The 21258-nt window shown below is 61.9% G+C and carries 23 protein-coding genes; 13 read left to right on the plus strand and 10 right to left on the minus strand.

Annotation, left to right across the window (positions count from 1 at the left end; translation table 11 throughout):
• Positions 1-18: 18 nt before the first annotated feature.
• The 4 genes from BH682_RS24530 to BH682_RS24545 all read left to right on the plus strand — a co-directional run bounded on the left by BH682_RS24530 (position 19) and on the right by BH682_RS24545 (position 3128).
• Entirely contained in the window at positions 19-477 is a 459-nt protein-coding gene (locus BH682_RS24530; RefSeq protein WP_030537000.1) for a nuclear transport factor 2 family protein, read from the plus strand.
• 114 nt (positions 478-591) lie between these two features.
• Positions 592-1449: a MetQ/NlpA family ABC transporter substrate-binding protein gene (locus BH682_RS24535; RefSeq protein ID WP_003940478.1), complete on the plus strand. Its 858-nt coding sequence runs from the start codon at positions 592-594 to the stop codon at positions 1447-1449.
• Between the two features lie 12 nt (positions 1450-1461).
• A complete protein-coding gene (locus BH682_RS24540) occupies positions 1462-2463 on the plus strand; it encodes a methionine ABC transporter ATP-binding protein (protein ID WP_007732648.1) in 1002 nt (333 codons plus the stop codon).
• Positions 2460-3128 carry a methionine ABC transporter permease gene (locus BH682_RS24545; RefSeq protein WP_007732650.1) on the plus strand — a complete coding sequence of 223 codons (669 nt, stop codon included), beginning with the start codon at positions 2460-2462 and terminating at the stop codon, positions 3126-3128. Before BH682_RS24540 ends, BH682_RS24545 begins: the two co-directional genes overlap by 4 nt.
• Before the next feature lie 4 nt (positions 3129-3132).
• On the opposite strand, the gene BH682_RS24550 is transcribed toward BH682_RS24545, so the two are convergent.
• Positions 3133-4353, minus strand: a complete 1221-nt coding sequence (locus tag BH682_RS24550; protein WP_007732653.1) for a fatty acid desaturase family protein — start codon at positions 4351-4353, stop codon at positions 3133-3135.
• A 133-nt stretch (positions 4354-4486) separates the two neighbouring features.
• Between BH682_RS24550 and BH682_RS24555 the strand changes: the two genes are divergently transcribed.
• Positions 4487-5692, plus strand: coding sequence for an enhanced intracellular survival protein Eis (locus BH682_RS24555; protein WP_030536997.1), 1206 nt, complete (start codon positions 4487-4489; stop codon positions 5690-5692).
• 65 nt (positions 5693-5757) lie between these two features.
• Positions 5758-6321, plus strand: a complete 564-nt coding sequence (locus tag BH682_RS24560) for a GtrA family protein (protein WP_003939753.1) — start codon at positions 5758-5760, stop codon at positions 6319-6321.
• Positions 6322-6357: 36 nt separating this feature from the next.
• Here the strand turns inward: BH682_RS24560 and BH682_RS36795 are convergent, their stop codons facing one another.
• On the minus strand, positions 6358-6516 hold the full coding sequence (locus BH682_RS36795; RefSeq protein WP_223304510.1) for a hypothetical protein: 159 nt from the start codon (positions 6514-6516) through the stop codon (positions 6358-6360).
• A 55-nt stretch (positions 6517-6571) separates the two neighbouring features.
• On the opposite strand from BH682_RS36795, the gene BH682_RS24565 reads away from it, so the two are divergent.
• Positions 6572-7693: a tyrosine-protein phosphatase gene (locus BH682_RS24565; RefSeq protein ID WP_082239179.1), complete on the plus strand. Its 1122-nt coding sequence runs from the start codon at positions 6572-6574 to the stop codon at positions 7691-7693.
• A gap of 65 nt (positions 7694-7758) precedes the next feature.
• Here BH682_RS24565 and BH682_RS24570 read toward each other — a convergent pair whose 3' ends face one another.
• Genes BH682_RS24570 through BH682_RS24580 form a run of 3 tightly spaced genes read right to left on the minus strand, consistent with a single transcriptional unit; the run spans position 7759 to position 11095 of the window.
• Positions 7759-8640, minus strand: a complete 882-nt coding sequence (locus tag BH682_RS24570) for an LLM class F420-dependent oxidoreductase (RefSeq protein WP_058037669.1) — start codon at positions 8638-8640, stop codon at positions 7759-7761.
• Entirely contained in the window at positions 8637-9467 is an 831-nt protein-coding gene (locus BH682_RS24575; RefSeq protein ID WP_030536994.1) for an SDR family NAD(P)-dependent oxidoreductase, read from the minus strand. The genes BH682_RS24570 and BH682_RS24575 overlap by 4 nt, the downstream gene beginning before the upstream one ends.
• Complete coding sequence (locus BH682_RS24580) at positions 9464-11095, minus strand: AMP-binding protein (RefSeq protein WP_371684398.1); 1632 nt, start codon at positions 11093-11095, stop codon at positions 9464-9466. The genes BH682_RS24575 and BH682_RS24580 overlap by 4 nt, the downstream gene beginning before the upstream one ends.
• Before the next feature lie 254 nt (positions 11096-11349).
• Between BH682_RS24580 and BH682_RS24585 the strand changes: the two genes are divergently transcribed.
• The 5 genes from BH682_RS24585 to BH682_RS24605 all read left to right on the plus strand — a co-directional run bounded on the left by BH682_RS24585 (position 11350) and on the right by BH682_RS24605 (position 16478).
• Positions 11350-13011 (plus strand): class I adenylate-forming enzyme family protein, encoded by a 1662-nt coding sequence (locus BH682_RS24585; RefSeq protein WP_007732670.1) that lies wholly within the window; start codon positions 11350-11352, stop codon positions 13009-13011.
• Positions 13008-13478, plus strand: a complete 471-nt coding sequence (locus BH682_RS24590) for a nuclear transport factor 2 family protein (RefSeq protein WP_030536992.1) — start codon at positions 13008-13010, stop codon at positions 13476-13478. Before BH682_RS24585 ends, BH682_RS24590 begins: the two co-directional genes overlap by 4 nt.
• A 13-nt stretch (positions 13479-13491) precedes the next feature.
• Positions 13492-14388: a TIGR03619 family F420-dependent LLM class oxidoreductase gene (locus tag BH682_RS24595; protein ID WP_042924820.1), complete on the plus strand. Its 897-nt coding sequence runs from the start codon at positions 13492-13494 to the stop codon at positions 14386-14388.
• Position 14389: 1 nt separating this feature from the next.
• Positions 14390-14905: a nuclear transport factor 2 family protein gene (locus BH682_RS24600; protein ID WP_007732673.1), complete on the plus strand. Its 516-nt coding sequence runs from the start codon at positions 14390-14392 to the stop codon at positions 14903-14905.
• Between the two features lie 76 nt (positions 14906-14981).
• Complete coding sequence (locus tag BH682_RS24605) at positions 14982-16478, plus strand: DUF222 domain-containing protein (protein WP_064074284.1); 1497 nt, start codon at positions 14982-14984, stop codon at positions 16476-16478.
• A gap of 40 nt (positions 16479-16518) precedes the next feature.
• On the opposite strand, the gene BH682_RS36440 is transcribed toward BH682_RS24605, so the two are convergent.
• Positions 16519-16674, minus strand: coding sequence for a hypothetical protein (locus BH682_RS36440; RefSeq protein WP_003940615.1), 156 nt, complete (start codon positions 16672-16674; stop codon positions 16519-16521).
• Positions 16675-16809: 135 nt separating this feature from the next.
• Between BH682_RS36440 and BH682_RS24610 the strand changes: the two genes are divergently transcribed.
• The gene (locus BH682_RS24610; protein ID WP_003940537.1) at positions 16810-17634 is read left to right on the plus strand and encodes a mycofactocin-coupled SDR family oxidoreductase; all 825 of its coding nucleotides are present in this window, start codon (positions 16810-16812) and stop codon (positions 17632-17634) included.
• Between the two features lie 31 nt (positions 17635-17665).
• On the opposite strand, the gene BH682_RS24615 is transcribed toward BH682_RS24610, so the two are convergent.
• From BH682_RS24615 to BH682_RS24630, 4 genes are all read right to left on the minus strand, one after another.
• Complete coding sequence (locus tag BH682_RS24615; RefSeq protein ID WP_007732675.1) at positions 17666-18454, minus strand: SDR family NAD(P)-dependent oxidoreductase; 789 nt, start codon at positions 18452-18454, stop codon at positions 17666-17668.
• Between the two features lie 78 nt (positions 18455-18532).
• The gene (locus BH682_RS24620; protein WP_003940283.1) at positions 18533-19183 is read right to left on the minus strand and encodes a PaaI family thioesterase; all 651 of its coding nucleotides are present in this window, start codon (positions 19181-19183) and stop codon (positions 18533-18535) included.
• Positions 19183-20052, minus strand: a complete 870-nt coding sequence (locus tag BH682_RS24625; protein ID WP_030536989.1) for a MaoC/PaaZ C-terminal domain-containing protein — start codon at positions 20050-20052, stop codon at positions 19183-19185. The genes BH682_RS24620 and BH682_RS24625 overlap by 1 nt, the downstream gene beginning before the upstream one ends.
• Complete coding sequence (locus BH682_RS24630; RefSeq protein WP_075834410.1) at positions 20052-21254, minus strand: lipid-transfer protein; 1203 nt, start codon at positions 21252-21254, stop codon at positions 20052-20054. Before BH682_RS24630 ends, BH682_RS24625 begins: the two co-directional genes overlap by 1 nt.
• Between the last annotated feature and the right edge of the window lie 4 nt (positions 21255-21258).

Consider the following 21258-nt stretch of genomic DNA (forward strand, 5'->3'; position numbering starts at 1 on the left):
CGTCACATAGGGTGAGATATGCGCATGGACTCCTCGGATCGCGTCGCTCTCACCGACTTGGCCGCCAGGTACGCACAGGCCGTCGACCGCCGAAACACCACTGCACTTGCGGCTCTCTTCACTGACGACGTGGCATTCGTCTTGCCGCCGGCACTGAACGGAACGGGTGCGCCGACGGAGATACGTGGGAACTCCGTCGTCAGCAGTTCGGTGGTCGATGCCGTCTCACATCTGCACTCGACCCGGCACATCGTCGAGCAGCAGATCCTCGACCTCGACGGCCCCACCACCGCACACGGTGAGGCTTACTGCTCCGCTCACCACATCTATCCGCGGGGCGAGGGCCACCGGGACAACCGGATCGAGATTCGTTACCAGGACAGCTTCGAAAAGATCGACGGCACCTGGCTGTTCTCGCGTCGCGAACTGGTAGTCGATTTTGCCGAGGACGTTCCGGTCATCCTGCTCGGACAATAGGTACATGAAAAAATCGCGGTGATTCTGTATCTCCTCACGGGAGGTTTACCGGGCTAGCGTTCAGCAACTGTCACGCCATCTCGGCGTGCGTTCGGCTATGTCTTGGAGATTCACATGTCACGCTCGCGCACCAGAAGATTCCTCGCTGCCTTCGCAGTGGCCGCCGTCGCAGTCGGAACCGTAGCCGCGTGCTCGAGCGACAACTCCTCCGACGAGAACGCACCTCTTCGCATCGTCGCTTCTTCGGTTCCGCACGCCGAGATCCTGAAGTTCGTCGAAGAAAAGGGCCTGCTCGGTGACACCAAGATCGAGGTCAGCGAGATCACCGGCGATCTCGACGCCAACGAGGTGCTCGAAGCCGGAGACACCGACGCCAACTTCTTCCAGCACGTGCCGTACCAGGAATCGTGGTCGAAGGAAAAGGGTGTCGACGACTTGGTCGCCGTGGCGAAGGTCCACGTCGAGCCCCTCGGTGCATATTCCAAGAAGGTCACCAACGTGGCCGACCTGCGCCAGGGCGCAACGGTCGCTTTGTCCAACAACGTGACGAACTTCGCCCGTGGGCTGTACCTGCTGCAGCAGGCCGGTTTGATCAAGCTCGATCAGCAGTTGGGCGCCCCCGGCACCGACATCACGCAGATCAGCGAGAAGAACATCATCGACAACCCCAAGGGACTCACGTTCACCCAGGTCGATCCCCCGCAGCTGCCGCGCACGCTCGACGACGGAAATGTCGATCTCGCAATCATCAACGGCAACTACGCAATCGAAGGTGGCCTCAACCCGGCCAAGGACGCCCTGGTGCTCGAGAAGGCCGAGGGCAACCCGTACGCCAATGTCCTGACCGTACGCACCTCGCTCGAAAACGATGCGCGAGTACAGAAGTTGGCCGAGGCATTGACGTCCGCCGACGTCGCGACGTTCATCGAGCAGACCTATCAGGGCTCGGTCATTCCGGCCAGCGCTACCTGATCGAGACCCGTCATGGTCTTCTCGATCGAATCGGTCTCCAAGGAATACCGCAGCGGCACACAAGTTCTGCATGCACTCGATTCCGTATCCCTGAAAATCGAAGACGGCGAAATCTTCGGCATCATCGGCAAGAGCGGCGCCGGCAAGTCGACTTTGCTGCGCTGCCTCAATCTGCTCGAACGCCCGACCAGTGGCCGAATTCTGTTGGGCGACACCGATCTGACCGCGCTGAGTCCAGCGCAACTGCGCGACACACGCAAGCGGATCGGGGTCGTGTTCCAGCATTTCAACCTGCTGCATTCCCGTTCGGTCGCCGCCAACATCGCCTTCCCCCTCGAAGTGGCGGGATACTCGCGGGCAGATCGACGTGCCCGCGTCGACGAGCTGATCGAGTTGGTGGGCTTGGAAGACCGACGTGACGCCTTCCCCTCGCAACTGTCCGGCGGCCAGAAACAACGCGTCGGCATCGCGAGAGCCTTGGCGGCTTCACCCGACGTCCTCCTGTGCGACGAGGCCACGAGCGCCCTCGACTCGGACACAACCGATTCGATCCTCGACCTGCTCGCCGATCTCAATCGACGACTCGGTGTGACCATTGTTCTGATCACCCACGAACTCAACGTGGTTCGACGGATCTGCCATCGCGCTGCGCTGATCGATCAGGGCCGCATCGTCGACGAGGGAACGCTCACCGAACTGGTCGCAGACCCGGACTCACCCCTCGGAGAGGCGCTACTGCCGACCGGAACGGTACGAACGTCCACGACCGGAATTCCGGCGCTCCTCACCTTTGTCGATTCACTGTCCACCTCACCCGTGATTTCCCAACTCTCACGAGATCTCGACGTCGACGTCACCGTGATCTCCGGCGGTATCGAGGACATCGGATCCCATCAGGTCGGTCGCCTTCGCGTGGAGTTCGCTTCACACACGGGACTCGTCAGCAACGAAGAGACAAGAAAGTCTGTCGAAGAACATCTTTCGCAGCGCGGAGTGAAGGTGACGTTCTCATGAACAAGACGTCCTGGCAGGATTCCCTGGGCGAAGCATGGGAAGCCCTACTCGACACGCTCTACATGGTCGGTGTCTCGTTCGTGCTCACCGTGATCATCGGTATCGCTCTCGGTGTTCTGTTGCACGCGAGCGCCCCCGACGGAATCCGTCCCAACCGCGTCCTCAATTCGGTTCTGGGCACCGTGGTGAACATCGGCCGTTCGCTGCCGTTCGTCATCTTGTTGGTGCTCCTCATCCCGGCAACGAGGGCGATCGTCGGAACAGCGCTCGGCGCCACGGCAGCGATCGTCCCGCTGACCATCGGTTCGGTGCCCTTCTTTGCGCGCGTCGTCGAGAACGCCTTGCGTGAAGTCGATTCCGGACGCGTCGAGGCAGCGCGGTCCATGGGCGCCACCGACAAAGACATCATCACCAAGGTGCTACTGCCCGAATCCGTACCGGGATTGGTAGCAGGAGCAACCCTGACGGCGGTGATGCTGATCGGCTTCTCGGCCATGGCAGGTGCCATCGGCGCCGGTGGACTCGGCGACTTCGCAATCAAGTACGGCTACCAACGATTCAACACACCGGTGCTGTTCGTCGCAGTCGTGATCTTGATCGTGCTGGTGCAGGCAATCCAGTCGACCGGCGATCTCGTGGTTCGTTCAATGGCGCACAAGCGGTAACTGATCAGCTCGAGACCATCGCGATCGCTGTTCGCAGTCCGCGCCGCTTACCCGTCTGCGGATCGACGCCGAACACTTCCTTGATTCCGCCTCGGATGCGGAACTTCAACTCCGAGTGCGTCTCCGGAGCGTCGTCCTGGGAAGCCGAGAGAAACCTGTTGGGCAGCGACAACTTCCAGATGGTGCGCAGAGTCAATCCGTACTGCTTCCACAGCGGCCCGGTCGTGTACGGGAGGTCGTACTTGTCACACAGGTCGCGCAACGGCACCGCGATTTCCGAGTACCGATTGCTCGGCAGATCCGGGAAGCAGTGATGCTCGATCTGGTAGCAGAGGTTGCCGCTCATGAAGGCCATGACGGGACCGGCATGAAAGTTGGCAGAGCCCAGCATCTGTCGTAGGTACCACTGAGCGCGCGATTCGTTCTCGAATTCCTCGAGCGTGAACTTCTCGGCACCGTCGGGAAAGTGCCCGCAGAAGATGACGGCGTAACTCCAGTAGTTTCGGATGAGGTTCGCAACGACGTTCGCCGTCAACGTGGTCTTCCACGCGGGGCCGGTCAGGGCGGGGAACAGGATGTAATCCTTCGCCACCTGACGCGCGATCTTCTTACCGACGTCCTTGGCCATCTCCGATTTCTCGGACCACTTCACCTCACCCTTGCGGAGTTTGTCCGTTTCGAGGTGATGCAGTGCCACTCCCCACTCGAAGAGGGTCGCGAGCACAAAATTCGTGATCGGTTGAAAGAGGTAGTCGGCGTGCCACTTTTGATCGCGCGTGACGCGCATGATTCCGTAGCCCACGTCGTTGTCCAGTCCGACGATGTTGGTGAACTTGTGATGGGTGAAGTTGTGCGAGTGCTTCCATCCCGAGGACGGGCAGGTGTTGTCCCACTCCCAGTTGCTCGAGTGAATCTCGGGATCGTTCATCCAGTCCCACTGGCCGTGGATGATGTTGTGGCCGAGTTCCATGTTCTCGATGATCTTGCCGACCCCCAGGAGCGCAGTCCCCAGAATCCAGGCAGGCTTCTTCTTGCTGGCGAACAAGACGATGCGGCCGGCCACCATCAGAGAGCGCTGAAACGCGATCGTCCGCTGGATGTATCGAGCGTCGTGCGCGCCGCGCTTCTCCTCGATGTCGAGCCGAATGGCATCCAGCTCGCGCCCGAGTGCCTCGACGTCTTCCTCGGTCAGATGGGCATATTCCTTGATGTCGGTGATCGCCACAGTGTTTCTCCGTATCGGTTTTCTCCGTGCCGCAGGACTGGTCCGTCGGGCGGTACCCCTGGGAGCCGGTGCGGAAACGTCAGCCCCGATATTCATGTGCGTCTTCACGCAATCTATGCCAAAGTCGATATACGTGAGCCCCGAAAACAAGATCACCATCCGCACCGCTACCGAGAGCGACTGGCCGGCTCTCCAACTACTCGACTCGGTGGGGTTCGGTTTTCACCCGTCTCCCGCGGTCAGCGAACTGACGAAGGCGCTCTACAAGCCCGAGGACATCATCCTCGCCGTCGACGGTGACCTACCCGTCGGCGTGGCCATCGAAATCGACATGGAATTCACCGTGCCCGGCGGACGCCAACTCCCCACGCGCGGAATCACCTGGGTATCCGTCGCCCCGACTCACCGTCGACGTGGTGTCCTACGCTCGATGTTCACTGCACTTCACGCCCACATCGAGTCGACCGGAGCACCACTTGCGGCCCTGACGGCCAGCGAGGCCGGCATCTACAACCGCTTCGGATACGGCCCGGCCACCTTCAGCGAAGGCATCACCCTCGATCGCCGCTTCGCGCGATTCCGCCCCGAGGTGCCCGACAACGGTGGCGTGTCCATCGTCGACATCAAAGCTGCCTCGACGCTTCTTCCCGAGATCTACGACCGCTGGCGGCTGCAGACACCCGGCGCTCAGGTCCGTCCGCAACCACTCTGGGACCACATGTTCGCCGACCCGTCGGAGGATCGTGACGGCGCCTCCGGACTGTTCTTTCTGACACACGCGGACGGATACATCGCTTACCGGCACACGAGCGAGGGCCGCGACAGCATCGCCCGGATCGACGAGTTCGTGACGATCACCGAAGATGCGCACGCGGCGCTGTGGCGCACGATCTGCGGCCTCGACCTCGTCACCCGGATCGAGACACGCCAGCATCCTGCCGATCCTCTCCGGCTGATGCTGACGGACTACCGTCTTGCCCGGACGACGACGCGCTCCGATCGACTGTGGCTGCGCATCATGGACGTTCCCGCGGCTCTCGAGGCTCGTGAATATGCTGCTGACCTGGACACAGTCGTCAAGGTCGAAGATCCGTTCCTGAAGGCCGGCGGAACCTTCGCACTTCAGGTCAAGGGCGGCAAGGCCACCTGTACGGCCACTGACGCGGTGCCTGCGATCACGATGCCCTCTGATGTCCTGAGCAGCTTGTACCTGGGCGAGCACCAGGCCAAGACCTTCGCGGCGGCGCACCGACTCCACGCGTCCGATCCGCAGGAGATCCTGAATTTCGACTTCGCTTTCAACGCGCAGAAGCCCGCAATTCTCGGGTACGGATTCTGATGATCTTGCCGACACGGGCATCGACGATTTGTGCCCTCGGTCGTATTCAGGGTTAGCCTCGAACAATGGCGTTTGTCGAAAAGATGGTCAATAGGCTTCCTGAGCGGGTTCTCGTGCGCGTCCTGCCGCACGCAGAAATGCTCAAGTTCCTGGTGGTCGGCGGCATCGCCTTCATCGTCACCACGGTGCTGTTCTTCGGCATCAAGTGGACGGTTCTGCCTCAGCACCCGGTGACGGCCAACATCCTTGCGGTCCTGATCGCGACGGTTCTGTCCTACGTCCTCAACCGCGAATGGTCGTTTGCGCAGCGCGGTGGTCGACAGCGCCATCACGAGGCCGCTCTGTTCTTCATCGTCGCGGGTATCGGTTTGGCCATCAACCAGGTACCACTCTGGACCTCCCGGTACGTGTTCCATCTGCGTCAACCCGAGGTGTCGGTGTTGATGGAAAACTTCGCGGACTTCATCAGCGGATCGATCATCGGGACCCTGCTGGCGACGGCCTTCCGCTGGTGGGCCATGCGTCGGTACGTCTTCCCCGAAGAAGCCACCGACAGCCAGGTCGTTCTCGACATCGAAGCGACTCCCGGCACCAAGACGCCGACAACCGACGCCACCGCCCTCGACTGACTCCCGGATCGACGCACCCGATCGCTCGCGCTTCGATCAGAGTTCGTCGATTGCGATCAACCCGTCCTGCAGCGCCCGCGCAAGCAGTGCCATCTTTGTCGGCGCGATGCTCCTGAACGGGCTGGCCCATCCCTGATCATCATCGGCGACAAGCACTCCAGCCTGCAGTTTTCCCGCTCTGCACAACACGGTCACGACACAGTGATCACTGGTGCGTAGCCTCCGATTTCCAATTGGATTCGGAGGACCCATGGCTACTTGCAAAACTCGAGTTCTTGCGCTGTCGGCGGCAGGACTCATGCTCGTACTCGGCGCATGCAGCAAGGCCGAGTCGGCGAAAACGCCGACCGACCTCGACGTGACATCAGCGTCCGCCGGACACTACTCACTGGTCTGGGAACACGGCGGCTCGGAAAAGGTGCGTGTATTCGCCGCCACCGACCCGAAAAACCCAGCCGCAGAAGGAAAGGAAATTGGCACGGTCGACGGCTTCTCCACTGAGGTCGACGGCCTCGACCCACTGTCACGCTGGTACTTCGAGGTCATAGACGAGGACGGCACTTCCACCATCGCGTCAACCCGCCACGTGACGCTGCAGGGCGCAGCCAACGTGCGTGATGTCGGCGGATACGAGACAGCCGACGGCCGATCAGTCAAGTGGGGCCTGGTTTTTCGTGGCGACCGCTTGAGCGATCTGACTGCTGACGATCAACAAACGATCGAGAACGCAGGCATCCGGACCGTTGTCGATTTCCGAGGTGACAGCGAGATCGCAAAGGACGGAGCAGACAAGGTTCCCGCGAACGTGAAAGTGGTCAACACGGCAGTCCTGGATGCCGGCACTCAGGCTCTTGCCACAGCGATTACGAGTGCCCTGAAATCTGGTGACCCTGCAATCGTGGAGCAGGTGCTCGGGGGCGGTGAAGCCGTCCGGATCAGCGACACCGGCGCCGTCGACCAACTGTCCAAGCCTGACGGAATGGCCGGGTATTCCCAAGCCCTACGGACCATCGCCGATTCCGAGTCCGCAGTCGCTTACCACTGCACGGCAGGCAAAGACCGCACTGGACTGATGACAGCTCTACTTCTCGGCATTCTGGGTGTTCCTGACAAGACCATCGTCGACGACTTCGTCCTGTCGAACACCTACAACAAAGCCAAGAACGAACAGACCTACACGTTTCTGTCTTCGAAAGGAATCGATGTCGATCTGCTGAAACCGTTGATGGAGCAGCGTCCCAGCCAGATTCAGCCAGTACTCGACAAGATTCGCGACCAGTTCGGTGGGTGGGAGAAGTTTTCGCAGGACGTGCTGAAACTTGACGCCGACACGATCGCAAAGCTCCGGAGCAAATTGCTGACCAAGCAATAACTGATCGACGTTCCGACAGCAATGACCGGCAGCCGCTCCGATGGCTGCCGGTCACGCCCGCACTCCTAGTTACTCAGCCCCAGCCGCTTCGAGCATTCGGCCATTTCGTCGATGATCAGTTCCAGCGACGTGCCACGACGACTCGCGGACAACACGATTCGATCGGCTCCCAACCCGCGTGCCCAGTCGAGTTTCGCTTCGTCGAGCCTGGGCAGTGTCGCACCGAGTACCAGCGATACGTCGGCAGGATCTCGATCTGCCTTCACCGCAGCCGCTTTCATCGCCGCTACAGCCTTGTCGAGATCTTCACCGGCCAGTCCCAGCGGCTGGAAACCGTCACCCAACCGGCCTGCTCGCCGAGCAGCAGCGAGACTGTGTCCACCGATGTAGAGCGGAACTCCGGATTCGCGGTGCGGCTTCGGCCAGCTGTACGCACCCTTGAACGAGAAGTAATCGCCGTCGAAATCGACCGCTTCCTTGCCCGCCCAGAGTGAACGCATCACCGCGATGGCCTCATCGGCTACCTTGCCGCGGCGCTCGAAGTCACCGCCGCACGCCTCGATCTCTTCCTTCATCCATCCCAGGCCGAGGCAGATGCGCAATCGCCCACCGGAAAGGCGATCGAGCGTCGCCAATCGTTTGGCGAGCACTACCGGATTGTGATTGGGCAGCACCAGAACTCCAGTGGACAAGCCCAAAGTGGTTGTGGCACCCGCCACGAACGAAAGCAGTTCGAGCGGATCCGGGATGTCGCAGTCATCGGGAAGATGCGATTTTCCGGTCGGAGAATAGGGGTACTCGCTCTCGGTGTCGGCGATGACCACCGAGTGCTCCACTGCCGAGATCTCGTCGAAACCCAGCGACTCGGCCGCACGGGCGAATTGCAGAATCCAATCAGGGTCTCCGCTTCGACCCAGTTCGACCGGAACGACCACGCCGAGCTTCATACCGTTTCCTCCAGTGTCGCCATCAATTTCGGACCATCCACGACGCGACCGAGGTACCGGTCCGCATCGGGATCTGTTGCAAGCCACACCGCCGCTGCAGCGGGTACGGATGCCGGTGTGGCCGCAAATCCGGCGTCCACGATTGCGTCCGCGCCACCACGGGCTTTCCCTGATTCCGTGATGACAAATCCCGGACTCAGGTTGAACGCTTTGATTCCGGCGTCTCGGTACTCGGAGTTGATCGCTCCGGCAATACGTCCGAACGACGCCTTCGACGCGGCGTACGACAGACCCCAACCACCCTCGCCGGGAGGCGCAGGCGGATCCATGGTCGCCGAGCCCGATGCCAGATTGACCACTACGCCGTTGCCGCTCTTGATCATCGACGGGAGTATCACCTGGACCAGAGCGAGTTGGTGCAGATAATTCCCGATCGCCATCGCCTGAGCGTCGTCGATCTCGATGTCGAGCACCCGGTCCATGTTTCCGACAGTCTGCGCATAGGCGTTGTTCACCAGCACGTCGACACGTCCCCACTCGGCCAGCACCCGTTCACCGGCGCCGCGGACGGATGCCAGATCGAGCAGGTTCATCGGAACGGCCAATGCGCGCACACCGAAGGACTCGATCTCGGCAACCGTCGTCTCCAGGCTGCCGGGCACCGGAATCACTTGCTCGCCTTGCCTCGTTCGCGGGGCTGCCCGCCCCTCTCCTTCACGAACGGTGCGAGCAGTGATTGCAACGTCGAATCCGGCGCGCGCGAATGCCAGCGCGCACTCTCGGCCGATCCCCCGGGAAGCGCCGGTCACCAGCGCAACTTCACTCACAGGAACCGCGTGCGGCCGTGCGTCTCGAACTCCTTCTCCAGGTTCACCACGTCAGCTTCGGTCATCAACGTGTATTCGGGAGTGCCTCGGCCCACCCAGTGGAACACTGGTTCGTCGGTCCGCCAGCGATCGGCTTGAAGTTCACGTTTGAGTACCTTGTTGGAGCCCGTGACGGGCAGGTCGGTCGAAACGCGAACAAATCGTGGCGCTGCCTTGGTACCCAGATCCGCCTGCGCGGCAAGGTAGTCGGCGAACTCGACCGGATCGAAATCGGCGAGATCGGCGACCTCGATCGCAGCCATGACCTGATCACCCGAACGCGGATCCGGTACCGCGAAGACACCCGTGGCAATCACTTTGGGGTGCCGACGCAGGATGTGCTCGATCATCAAAGCCGAGGTGTTCTCACCGTCGACGCGGATCCAGTCGCCCTTGCGTCCCGCGAAATAGATGAAGCCGGCCTCGTCGACGTAGCCGAGATCGCCTGTCCAGTACCAACCGTGGCGAATCTTCTCGGCGATCGCGTCTTCGTTCTTGTAGTACCCCTCGAACTTCTTCGATCCGGCCTTGTCGACCATCTCGCCGATGGATTCGTCGGGGTTCAGCACGTGACCGTGCTCGTCGAGAATTGCGCGGGGTCGCTCTTCGCGCGTATCGGGATCGACGATGACGATGTTCTCGCTCGCGGGACGGCCCAGTGCTCCGGCAGGTTGGTTCGGATCGAGCACTACTGAACCGGCACCTTCACTCGAACCGTATCCCTCGAAAAGTTGTGCACCGAAACGACGGATGAACTCTGCCTTGTCCCCCGGCGACGCCTCGGTCCCGAAGCCGTGGGTGAGGGTGTTCTCGATGTCGTCGGGCAGTTCCGGCGTCGCCATGAGATACCCCAAGGCCTTACCGACGTAGGTGAAATATGTTGCGCCGTAGAACCGAACGTCCGGCATGAATCCCGAGGCCGTGAACTTACGAACGAGGCAGACCGTAGCTCCCTGCGAAAGGGCCGGCGCCCACAGAGCCATCAACGCGTTGCCGTGGAAGAGCGGCATGCAGCAGTAGCAGACGTCGTCGCGGTCGATGTCGTACTTGGCGCAGTTCGCGTAGGCCAACCGCGTCAGACGCCCCTGGCTGCACCGCACTGCCTTGGACATTCCGGTGGTGCCCGAGGTGAAGAGAAGCAAGAACAGCGTCGACGCGTCGACACCGAGGTCGATCTGAGGCGACTCGACGTGATGTGCTGCAATCTTGTCCGGGTACGACGCGTCGTCGACGAGGACGAAACGATCTTCGGTCAGCCCGAGGTCCAGGCCGGCAAGCTTCTCGTAGCCTGCTTTGTCGGTGACGATCAGCTGGCAGTCGACGTACCGGACCTCAGCCTCGAGTTCAGCTCCACGCCTGGTCGGATTGATGCCGACGATCGTGGCCCCGGTCAGGGCCGCGCCGCCGAGCCAGAACAGGAACTCCGGATCGTTCTCGAGAAGTACTCCGATGTGAAACGGTCCGGGCGCGCGAAGCGACTTCGCCAGGGAGCCGCGCGCTGCGCTCTCGCGCACCACCTCGTCCCAGCTCCAGTCCTGCGTCCGCGTCCGCAGGCCCAGGTGCTGATCACCGAGACGGTCGATCAACATCTGCGCGACGTCCTCGCGCTGAGGAGCTGCAAGAGCTGCATTCGAAGATGCTTCGGTGGCGGTGTTCGTCATCGTGTCCTGTGTCCTAGTCGATATCGGAATGTCGATTACTCCAACTGCGATACGACTCGAACGTATCGACGCCTCAGAGCCGGAACGGTCCCAGTCTCGCTCAGTGGTAACCGCCGCCACAGATATGATTTTCTCGTGAGATTTTGTGACGTGAAAAGCGCCACAATACGAAAGGCCATTCCATGACTGCCCCCGCAGATCCGCAGTTGCTTCTGGACCAGGCGGTCTCACGCCTCACCGGTCCAGGTGGGCCATTCGAGATCGTCGAAGAAGAGGTTCTCGGCACCGTCATGCCTGTGATGAAGAACCGCGGTCACGCCATCGGTGAACTGATCTCGGCATCTCGCGCCTGGGGCGACGGCGACTATCTCGTCACCAGCGATCGTCGAATCTCGTTCACCGAGCATGCCGATTCCGTTGCCGCGCTGGCAACTGCTCTGCGGGACAAGTACGGAGTCCGCAAGGGCGACCGTGTGGGCATCCTCGCTGCCAACACTCCCGAATGGGTCATGACGTTCTTCGCGACGCAGGCGCTCGGCGCGATCGCAGTCGGTCTCAACGGTTGGTGGGTTCCGCGCGAGGTCACCCACGGGATCGAGCTCTCACGTCCGAAGGTTCTGGTCGTGGACGCCAAGCGCGGCGCCGCCCTCCCCGAACTGCCGGCAGACATCACGGTCCTCACCATGGAAGAGGATCTGCCCGCGCTCATCGCGGAATATGCAGGCTCCGACGTGCCGAGCACCGACATCGACGAGGACGACCCTGCCGTCATCTTGTTCACCAGTGGTACCAGCGGCCGCCCCAAGGGCGCACTCCATTCGCACCGCAACGTGATGGCCGTCGTCGACTACCACAAGTACAGCGACGCGATCGGCGCCGCATTCACCGGCCGTGAGTACGACGCTTCCAAGCCGAGCCCACTGCGTTATCTACTCACCTCCCCGCTCTTCCACATCGCCAGCCTTCACAATCTGGTGGTTCCCCGTCTCGCGACGGGCAGTGCCGTCATCCTGACCGAGGGCGGCTTCGACGTCGACAAGGTGCTCGGGTTGGTCGAACGCGAGCGTGTCACCAACTGGGGTGCTGTCCCCACGATGGCATCGCGGCTACTCGAGCACGGCAACATCGCCAAGTACGACGTCTCTTCGCTGACTGCATTCTCGCTGGCATCCGCGCCGTCGTCGCCCGCATTCAAAGAACGCCTCAAGGAGCAGGTGCCGTTCGCACGCAATGCTCTGGTCGACAGCTACGGCCTCACCGAATGCAGCACCGCCATTGCGGTCGCCGTCGGCGCCGAACTCGAAGAGTTCCCAGGCACTCTCGGGCGTCCGATCATCACCGTCTCGATGGAGATTCGCGATCCCTTCGGCGAATGGCTGCCGGACGGCATCGAAGGTGAAGTGTGCGTACGCAGCCCCTTCGTCATGCTCGGATACTGGGAGAACGACGAGGCGACCGAGTCGGCAATTGCCCCCGGACGCTGGCTCCGCACCGGCGATTTCGGCGTAATCGAGAACGGGCGTCTCCGTCTCACCGGTCGTCGTTCCGACCTGATCCTGCGTGGCGGCGAGAACGTCTACCCCACCGAGATCGAGCAGACGCTCGACGAACACCCCGACGTGATCGAGTGCGCTGTCATCGGCATGCCGCACCCCGACCTCGGCCAGGAAGTGTCCGCCGTGGTTGTCCTGCGTCCCGGAGCCGCCACAACGGAGGCGGAGCTGCGTGATTACGCTGCCGAGCGACTGTCCTATTTCAAGGTGCCGTCGAAGTGGCGCATCACCAGCGATCTGCTGCCTCGCAATGCAACCGGCAAGATGGTTCGGCGCGAGATCACCGTATGACCGCGGAGCTGTCACGGATCGTCGCCGAGTCGGCGATCCGTGACCTGCTCTGCGAGTACACGCATCTGATCGATCAGGGCCGATTGCGTGAAGTCGCTGCATTGTTCGCCTCGTCCGACTACGGGCAGTGCGGGCCGGACGGGGTTGCCACCACGCTCATTTCGTCCGACGCCGACGCGGTGTTCGCAGCCTGCAGCGGCTTCATTCGAATGTACGGTGATCCGCCGGTTCCACGAACCAAACATCTGCTGACCAACACGCGAATCGCAGTCGACGGTGAATCAGCGACGGCACTCTCGTACGTCACGGTCATCCAAGGTACCGAAGATCTTGCCCTGCAACCTATTCTGGCGGGGCGCTACTTCGATCGCTTCACCTGCGTCGACGGGTCGTGGCAGTTCAGCTCGAGACTCTTCTGTCTGGACAACATGGGCGAGATGTCCGCGCATGCCAAGCGGGCACTGTAGAGGAACGACGACTGTGGAAATCGGCGTCAACATCTTGGGCCTCGAGGCCCTGTTCGACGGCAAGATTCGCCCGGTTCTGGACTTCGCCGCGCGTGCTGACCGTGCCGGGATCGATCTGATCTGCACCGGCGATCATCTCGGGTTCAATGCCGAAGCACACGCTCAGCGGGTAGCCGAACACAACTTCTTGTTCCCGTTGGATCACCCTTGGTACGAACCGATTTCACTTCTTTCCTCGATCGCCGCAGTGACCGAACGCGCTCGCCTCGGAGTATCGGTTCTGATCGCCACTGTTCGCCCAGCCGCCCTGCTTGCCAAACAGGTTGCAACTCTCGACTCATTGTCCGAAGGTCGAGCCGTCATGGGTTTCGGCGTCGGTTGGCAAGAAGCCGAATACACCGCTACCAACATGCCTTTCGACGCGCGATTCGGGCGCATGGAGGAGGCTGTCGCAGCGTGTCGCGAACTGTGGACCAATGCTCCGGCCACCTTCAAGGGACGCGACTTCGCCTTCGAGAACTACCACAGCCTCCCGCTGCCGATCCAAAATCGCGTACCGGTGCTCTTCGGTTTCGGACCAAGCCGGCGGAACTTCGACCGCATAGCACGCGTCGCCGACGGTTGGACCGTGAACCCGACCGACCTGGGAACGTTCACCGACAGTGTCACATTGCTGCGCAACACGTTCGAAGCCCACGACCGCGAGCCGGATACCGCACGTGTGCAAGTGTCTGCGGCGCCGGTTCGGCGCGACAATCGGTCCGTCGACCTCTCGGCAACCGCTGACAAGGTCCTGGACTGGTCCGACCGCGGCGCGTCTGCCGTGGTGCTTCGGCCTGCCGTATTCGATTGCGCTGCCGAAGAACTACCGGAATTACTCGACTGGATGACCAGCATCAAGGAGGCGTGACATGGACCAGGCACTGCAGGATCTCATCGACAAGCAGGCAATTCGTGAGGTGGTTCTGACGTACTGCCGCGGCATCGATCGCCTCGACTTCGATCTCGTCCGCAGCGCCTACCACCCGGACGCGATCGACCATCACACCGGATTCGACGGCACCATCGACGAGTACATCGCCTGGGCCACAACAAAACTCTCCGCGATCGGCGGCACGATGCACCACATCGGCAACCACCTGGTCGAACTGCACGGCGACCACGCGATCAGCGAGGCATATTCGATGTCCACACACTGGGGCGGGCCCGAAGACATCGGAATGATCAACTTCACCAGTGGTGCGCGGTTCATCGACCACATGGAGCGGCGCGACGGCCGTTGGGCGATCAAGGAGAGATGGGCCGTACGCGAGTGGACTCGCTCGGACGAGGGCCGCTTCGTCAACCCCGAAGGGCCTGGTCCGCGTGGGCGTCGAGATGCCTCGGATCCGCTGACAGCATTACGACTAACCCTTGAGATGCACTGAAATTCAGGAAACCGACTATTCCGACTGATTTAAGAATTCGACGCCATTCGAACGCATATTCGAATAAGATCGATGCATGGTCAACCCCACGACAGAGCTCTTCGGTATCTCAGCACAGCTGACCGGTACCGAAACTGATTGTGCGCTGGTTGATCTCATGACCGATCTGCACGCATGCGAGGCGATGCTGGTCGAACGCAAGCTCGCTGTGATTGCCGAGTTCTTTTCGCGGCGAAGCTCGGAGCATGTCGCCAGTGGTGCGTGGTCGTCGACCGCACACGAGTTGGCGGAGTCGGAAGTCGGTGCGTCACTGACGATGGGTCGCGCGGCTGCCGGCAAGCTGATCGGGTTGGGGTTCTCGTTAAGGACTCGTCTGCATCGCACTCGAGCGGCGATGGCGCGTGGCGAGTTGGATCTGTACCGAGTTGGTTTGATCGATTCCGCGACCGCGAACGTGAAAGACGAATTGATCGACGAGGTGGAACGACTACTGCTCGAGCAGGTTCTCGCCCCACCAGTAGCAGGCGGAACGGGCTTGACGGGAAGACGACTGACAGCGGCGATCGATCGGATCGTGGCGATGGTGGACCCGGAAGGTATGCGAGAACGCCGACGCCGTGCTCTCACCGATCGCTTCGTCGGGGTCAGCGCTGCCGAGGACGGGATGGCAAAGATCTTGGGAAGCGTTCCGGCAGAGCAGGCTCGGGCATTCGACGGCCGACTACGCGAGTTGGCAGTGTCGGTATGCCGAAACGACTCTCGAACGTACGAGCAGCGACGAGCCGACGCGCTCTTCGAGTTGACCAACGGATCACAATTCTTGCCGTGCAACTGTGGCCGAGCTGATTGCCCGCAGGATCGTAGCGGTGGTGTTGTCGTTCGTCGGCCCGTGGTTCACGTCGTGATGACTGATTCCACTCTGCACGGTGGCGGCGAGCCCGCCCACCTCGACGGGTACGGGGTGATCAGCGCTGAGCATGCTCGCGATATCGCCCGTGGCGCCGTAATTCGAAACGTCCGAGCACCTGCTGATGACGTCGCAGAGCCGGTGCCTGCTTCGGCGCGCGTCTACCGACCGGGCGCCGTTCTCGATACCTGGTTACGGATCATCGCGGGCAGCTGCCAATGGCTGCATTGTGATGTCCCGGCCTGGAATTCCGATCTGGACCACAATGAACCGTTCCATCACGGCGACCCCGAATGCGGCGGTAAAACGGTCGCGTCGAATATGAGTGCGTTCTGCCGCAACCATCATCGCCTCAAGCATTCCGACCGGTGGCGGTTCACGTCGAACGAGGATCGAACCATGTCGCTGACGTCGCCGACCGGGCATTGTTACCGAACGCGACCCGCAGGATTGATGGCTGGATCGCACGAACCGACACCGCCCCAGGGCGGTCGAAATCGGCGGACCCAGGCGGAGAACAAAGCTGCCCGTATCCAGAGTGAACGCAATCGCCAGCGCCGACGGATACAGAAACGAGCAGAGGAGCACGTTCAATACAAGCGGCGGAAATCACCGCGAGCCCGCCGAGAACCCAACGACTACGGGGACGACCCGCCACCGTTCTGAGATACCGAGCGGTGTCGAGGCGCGCCGACGGGTCGCAGGGTCAGTCTGACGTCGGCTTGGTGCCGTCTTCTGGTGCCGGATCGTCGTCGGCAAGCGGATCTATGGTGTCGACACCTTCGAGGACGGTCAGCTCTTCTTCCGCCTCGGCGAGGAGCCCTTTGGCTTCAGCTTCGACCTTCTTCACCCAATCGGACATCCCGAGCCTCTTCTCTTCCGAAGCGAGTTCCCGCTGTAACTGAATTCAGACTACGTCGCCGGCGACGAATGTCGCCGTCCCCTCGGGTCAGTACTCATGACCGAGTAGTCATGATTCACGACGGACGGAGCACGCATGCCCGGACAGTTGGAAGGCAAAACCGCACTGATCACCGGGGCCGCCCGAGGTCAGGGCAGGAGCCACGCCGTGCGATTGGCGCAGGAGGGCGCGAACATCATTGCGCTCGACATCTGCCGTCAGATCGAATCGGTGGCCTACCCGATGGGAACCGCCGACGATTTGCGGCAGACAACAGCAGCGGTCGAGAACCTGGGACGAAGTATCGTCGCGCGAGAAGTGGATGTTCGCGATCTGTCCGCACTGCGAACTGCGGTATCCGAAGGAATTGCGGAGCTGGGCAGCGTCGACATCGTCCTGGCCAACGCCGGTATCGGCATGATGTCCCCGGATATCGACGATGCTCGCGCCTTCCGCGACCAGATGGAGGTCAATCTATTCGGCGTCTGGAATACCGTCCAGGCCGCAGCGCCCGCGATGATCGAACAAGGTACGGGTGGCGCAATAGTCCTTACCGGATCAACTCTGGGACTTGTCGGTCGTGGAGGTGACGGCACCGGCGGATCCGACGGCTACTGCGCGAGTAAACACGCCATCGTGGGGCTTGGGCGCACGTGGTCGCACTGGCTTGCTCCCCACAATATTCGTGTCAACTCCGTGCACCCGACTGGCGCGAATACACCGATGGTCGTCAACGACGCGGTCGCGAAGCTGTTTGCGGACTCCCCGACATCGAGCGGAGCCGACGTGGGCAACCTCTTGAACGTCGAATTGATCGAAGCTGCCGACGTCAGCAACGCGATAGCCTGGCTGGTTTCGGATCAGGCTCGATACGTCACAGGTATCGCGTTGCCGGTCGACGCCGGGTTCACGGCCAAATAGACGCCGGATACACCGGCTGCGTCGCCGTCGATCAGTCGACGGTCGGCGCCCACTGCACGCCGTTGATGTGCCCACCACCGTCGACGAAGAGGGTGTTGCCGGTGACGTAACGGCTGTCGTCACTTGCCAGGAAGGCCGCAACGGGGCCGATGTCGTCGAGGGGATCGCCGATCCGCCCCATCGGGTTCTGTGCGGCCATCACTGCCACGTTCTCCGGATTGGCTTCGGCGACTCGCTTGTACGCCGCACTCTGCGCACCGGGACAGATGACGTTGCAGTTCACCTGCTTGGGAGCCCACTCGCGGGCAGCAGTGCGAGTCAGGGTTCGCAATGCTTCCTTCGCCGCGTTGTACTGCACCGAGTACATGTGAGCATTCACGCCGTTGAGGCTGCACATGTTGATCACGCGGCCCGTGCCGTGACGCTCCAGTTCCGGCAGGGCAGCCTGCATCGCCCAGAATGCCGCCATCACTGCCATGTCGAAACCGCCGCGCAATTGCTCGTCGGTCATCTTCTCGAGCCGAGCGAAACCGAAAGTCCGCCAAGCATTGTTGACCAGGATGTCGAGGCGTCCGAACCGCTCGACGGACTTGTCGACCATGGCAACAACCTGAGCTTTGTCAGTGACGTCGGTCCGGACGAATTCCGCCTCCGCGCCCCATTCGTCCCGCAACCACTGGGTGGTTTCGAGGCCCGCTGCCTCGTCGATCTCGGCAACCAACACCGACGCGCCTTCACGCGCGAACGCGCCCGCCACTCCGCGCCCGATGCCCATACCGGCACCGGTGACCACTGCTACACGTCCGTCGAGCTTGCCCACTGGGCCCTCCTTCGTCAGAACCCCTGTGCGCCTTTTTGGTAGTTCCCACTACCAAAAAGGCGCACGGGGGCGAAGCCCCTACCTGGGGCGCGGCACGGTCTTGTCGATGAACAGTCCCTCTACCGATACACACAATTCGCCGTCCGCAGTTTTGATCTCACCGACGGTGTGAATCTTGCGGCCGTCCTTGGACAGGAATTTGCCGCTGATCGTGAGTGGCTCGAACAGCGGAGTCGGGCGATGGTACCGAGTGCTCAATTGTGCTGTCATGCCGGAAGTTCCACCCCAGGCGTTCGCGACGCCGAGAACGTGATCGAGCAGCAGCGCCGAAACACCGCCGTGCACATGGCCGGGAGGGCCCTGGTACGGCAGCGTCAACGTGACCACTCCCTGCACCGACCCGTCAGCGAGCCCTTCCAGTACGAGCGGCGGCGCAATGGCGTTCTCGGGGCCGGTCACGGGGTCGTGACGAGTCACGCCCTCACCGTTCCACATGTCGATCAAGCGCTCGGCCACCTCGGGTGAGTGCTGCTCGAGGTGCTCGGCAATGCTGTTGAGCTCCTCCGCAACCCGGTCCAGATTGGCGTTTCCGCGGTCGGTGCGCAGCATCGCGTCGACAACGCGACGCGCTGCTGCTGTGGCCCGGTCGACCGGGGCGTCCTGCGGCGGCGACGTCAGAATCGTGCCGCCCGGATGTGTCGCTGCTGTGGGGTGCGAACCGAGGTCCATCAGTTGATCTCCATTGTTGCGTGCGTGAGAACCGGGGAGTTCTCGCGTTCGGGGCACGTCGCCGCCAACGTCAGTGTGTTGCCGTCCTGCCATACCGAGGTGGTGATGGATTCGCCGGGGAAGAGCGAACCTGCAAACCGCACCGAGTAGTTCTTCACCCGCGTCGGATCTCCGTCGAGAATCCCGTCTACCACGGCCTTGCAGACGATGCCGTACGACGCGAGGCCGTGCAGAATCGGTGCATCGAAGCCCGCCATCTTCGCGAAGGAGGGATCAGCGTGCAGCGGGTTCATGTCTCCACTGAGTCGGTACACCAGCGCCTGTGAGGGACTCGTGCTCGACGTCAGTACCTTGTCGGGCGCTCGATCAGGCACCCCGGCAACAACTTCGGGTCCGGCGTTGCCGCCGAATCCACCTTCGCCGCGCGCCCAGATCTGCATTCCGGTGGTCCATAACGGATTCCCGTCCAGGTCCTCGGCCGCCGTCTCGAGAACGATCACAGCTGCCTTACCCTTGTCCCAGACATCGGCGACCCGAGAGGAAATACGGGCAGCACCCGTCGACGGGATGGGCGCGTGAAGTGCCAGCGACTGCCCACCGTGCAGGATCTTTCGCAGATCGATGTCGATTCCCGGCATACTCATCGACGGTGCGGGCAGTACACCCGCCGAAACTCCCTGGCCTGCAACCATTGCAAACGTCGGGAGTACCTTCAGCCCCTTTTCGTACACCCAGGTCAGTTCGGCGGGATCGAGAGCATTCGCCCCTGCCCCGAGTCCCAATTGGTAGAGCATGACGTCGCGATCGGTCCACGACGCCTCGCGCACAGTCGGTTCGGCGGCCAACGCCACCTCGAGATCGATAGCCATCAGTTCTCCAAAGTTCCGGCTCGGTAGACCGTCACGACGCACGCGCCGCCCAGTCCGAGGTTGTGTTGCAAGCCAATACGAGCGCCGTCGACCTGCCGCGCATCCGCGGTCCCGCGGAGCTGCCACGTGAGTTCGGCGCACTGCGCCAAGCCCGTCGCGCCCAGCGGGTGTCCCTTCGAGATCAAACCACCCGACGGGTTGACGACCCACTGGCCGCCGTACGTGGTCGCGCCGGATTCGACGAGCTTTCCGCCTTCTCCGACCGCGCACATCCCCAGGCCCTCGTAGGTGATGATCTCGTTGATCGCGAAGCAGTCGTGCAGTTCGATGACGTCGACGTCATCGATGGTGATCCCGGCCTGCGCAAAGACCTGCTCTGCCGCAGCTGCCGTCATCGGCGCGCCGACCACGTCGATCATCGACTTCTCGGCGAACGCTGCCTCGGTGTCAGTGGTCAACGCCTGTGCGACGATTTCGATCGCCCGGTCTTCGAGGCCGTGCTCACGCACGAACTTCTCGCTCACGACGATCGCGGCTCCGGCGCCGTCCGAGGTCGGCGAGCACTGCGAACGTGTCAGCGGCTCGTGAATCATCTTGTCGCCGAGTACCTGTTCGAGGGTGTACTCGTCACGGAACTGTGCGTACGGATTGTTCACCGAATGCTTGTGATTCTTGACCGCCACCGCTGCGATCTGCTCGACCGTGGTGCCGTACGTCTTCATGTGCTCGACGGCAGCGTTACCGAACAGCTGAGCTGTCATCGGCGATCGGGCGAACCCGTAATCCTCGACCATGATCTTCAGCTGAGAGTCCAAGGTCGTGACCTTGGGCATCTCACCGTTACCGGTCAACGCCGTTTTGGTCATCTTCTCGAAGCCGACGGCCAAGGCGCACTCGGCTTGTCCGGCCTGGACCCACTCGCGCGCCATCATCAGCGCCGTCGAGCCGGTCGCGCAGTTGTTGTTGACGTTGAAGATCGGAATGCCGGTCAGACCGGTCTCGTAGAGAGCTCGCTGTCCTGCTGTCGACGCGTTGAACACGTAACCGACCGCAGCACGCTGAATCTGGCCGTAGCCGATCCCGGCATCGGTCAGGGCATTCGAGACGGCTTCGGTCACCATGTCCGGGTATTCCCAGTCGCGGGTCTCGATCTTCTCGAACTTGGTCATGCCGACGCCGATGACGAAGGTGCGATTGCTCATGTGC

The sequence above is a fragment of the Rhodococcus sp. YL-1 genome, from assembly GCF_001942025.1.
Taxonomy (GTDB): Bacteria; Actinomycetota; Actinomycetes; order Mycobacteriales; family Mycobacteriaceae; genus Rhodococcus_F; species Rhodococcus_F qingshengii.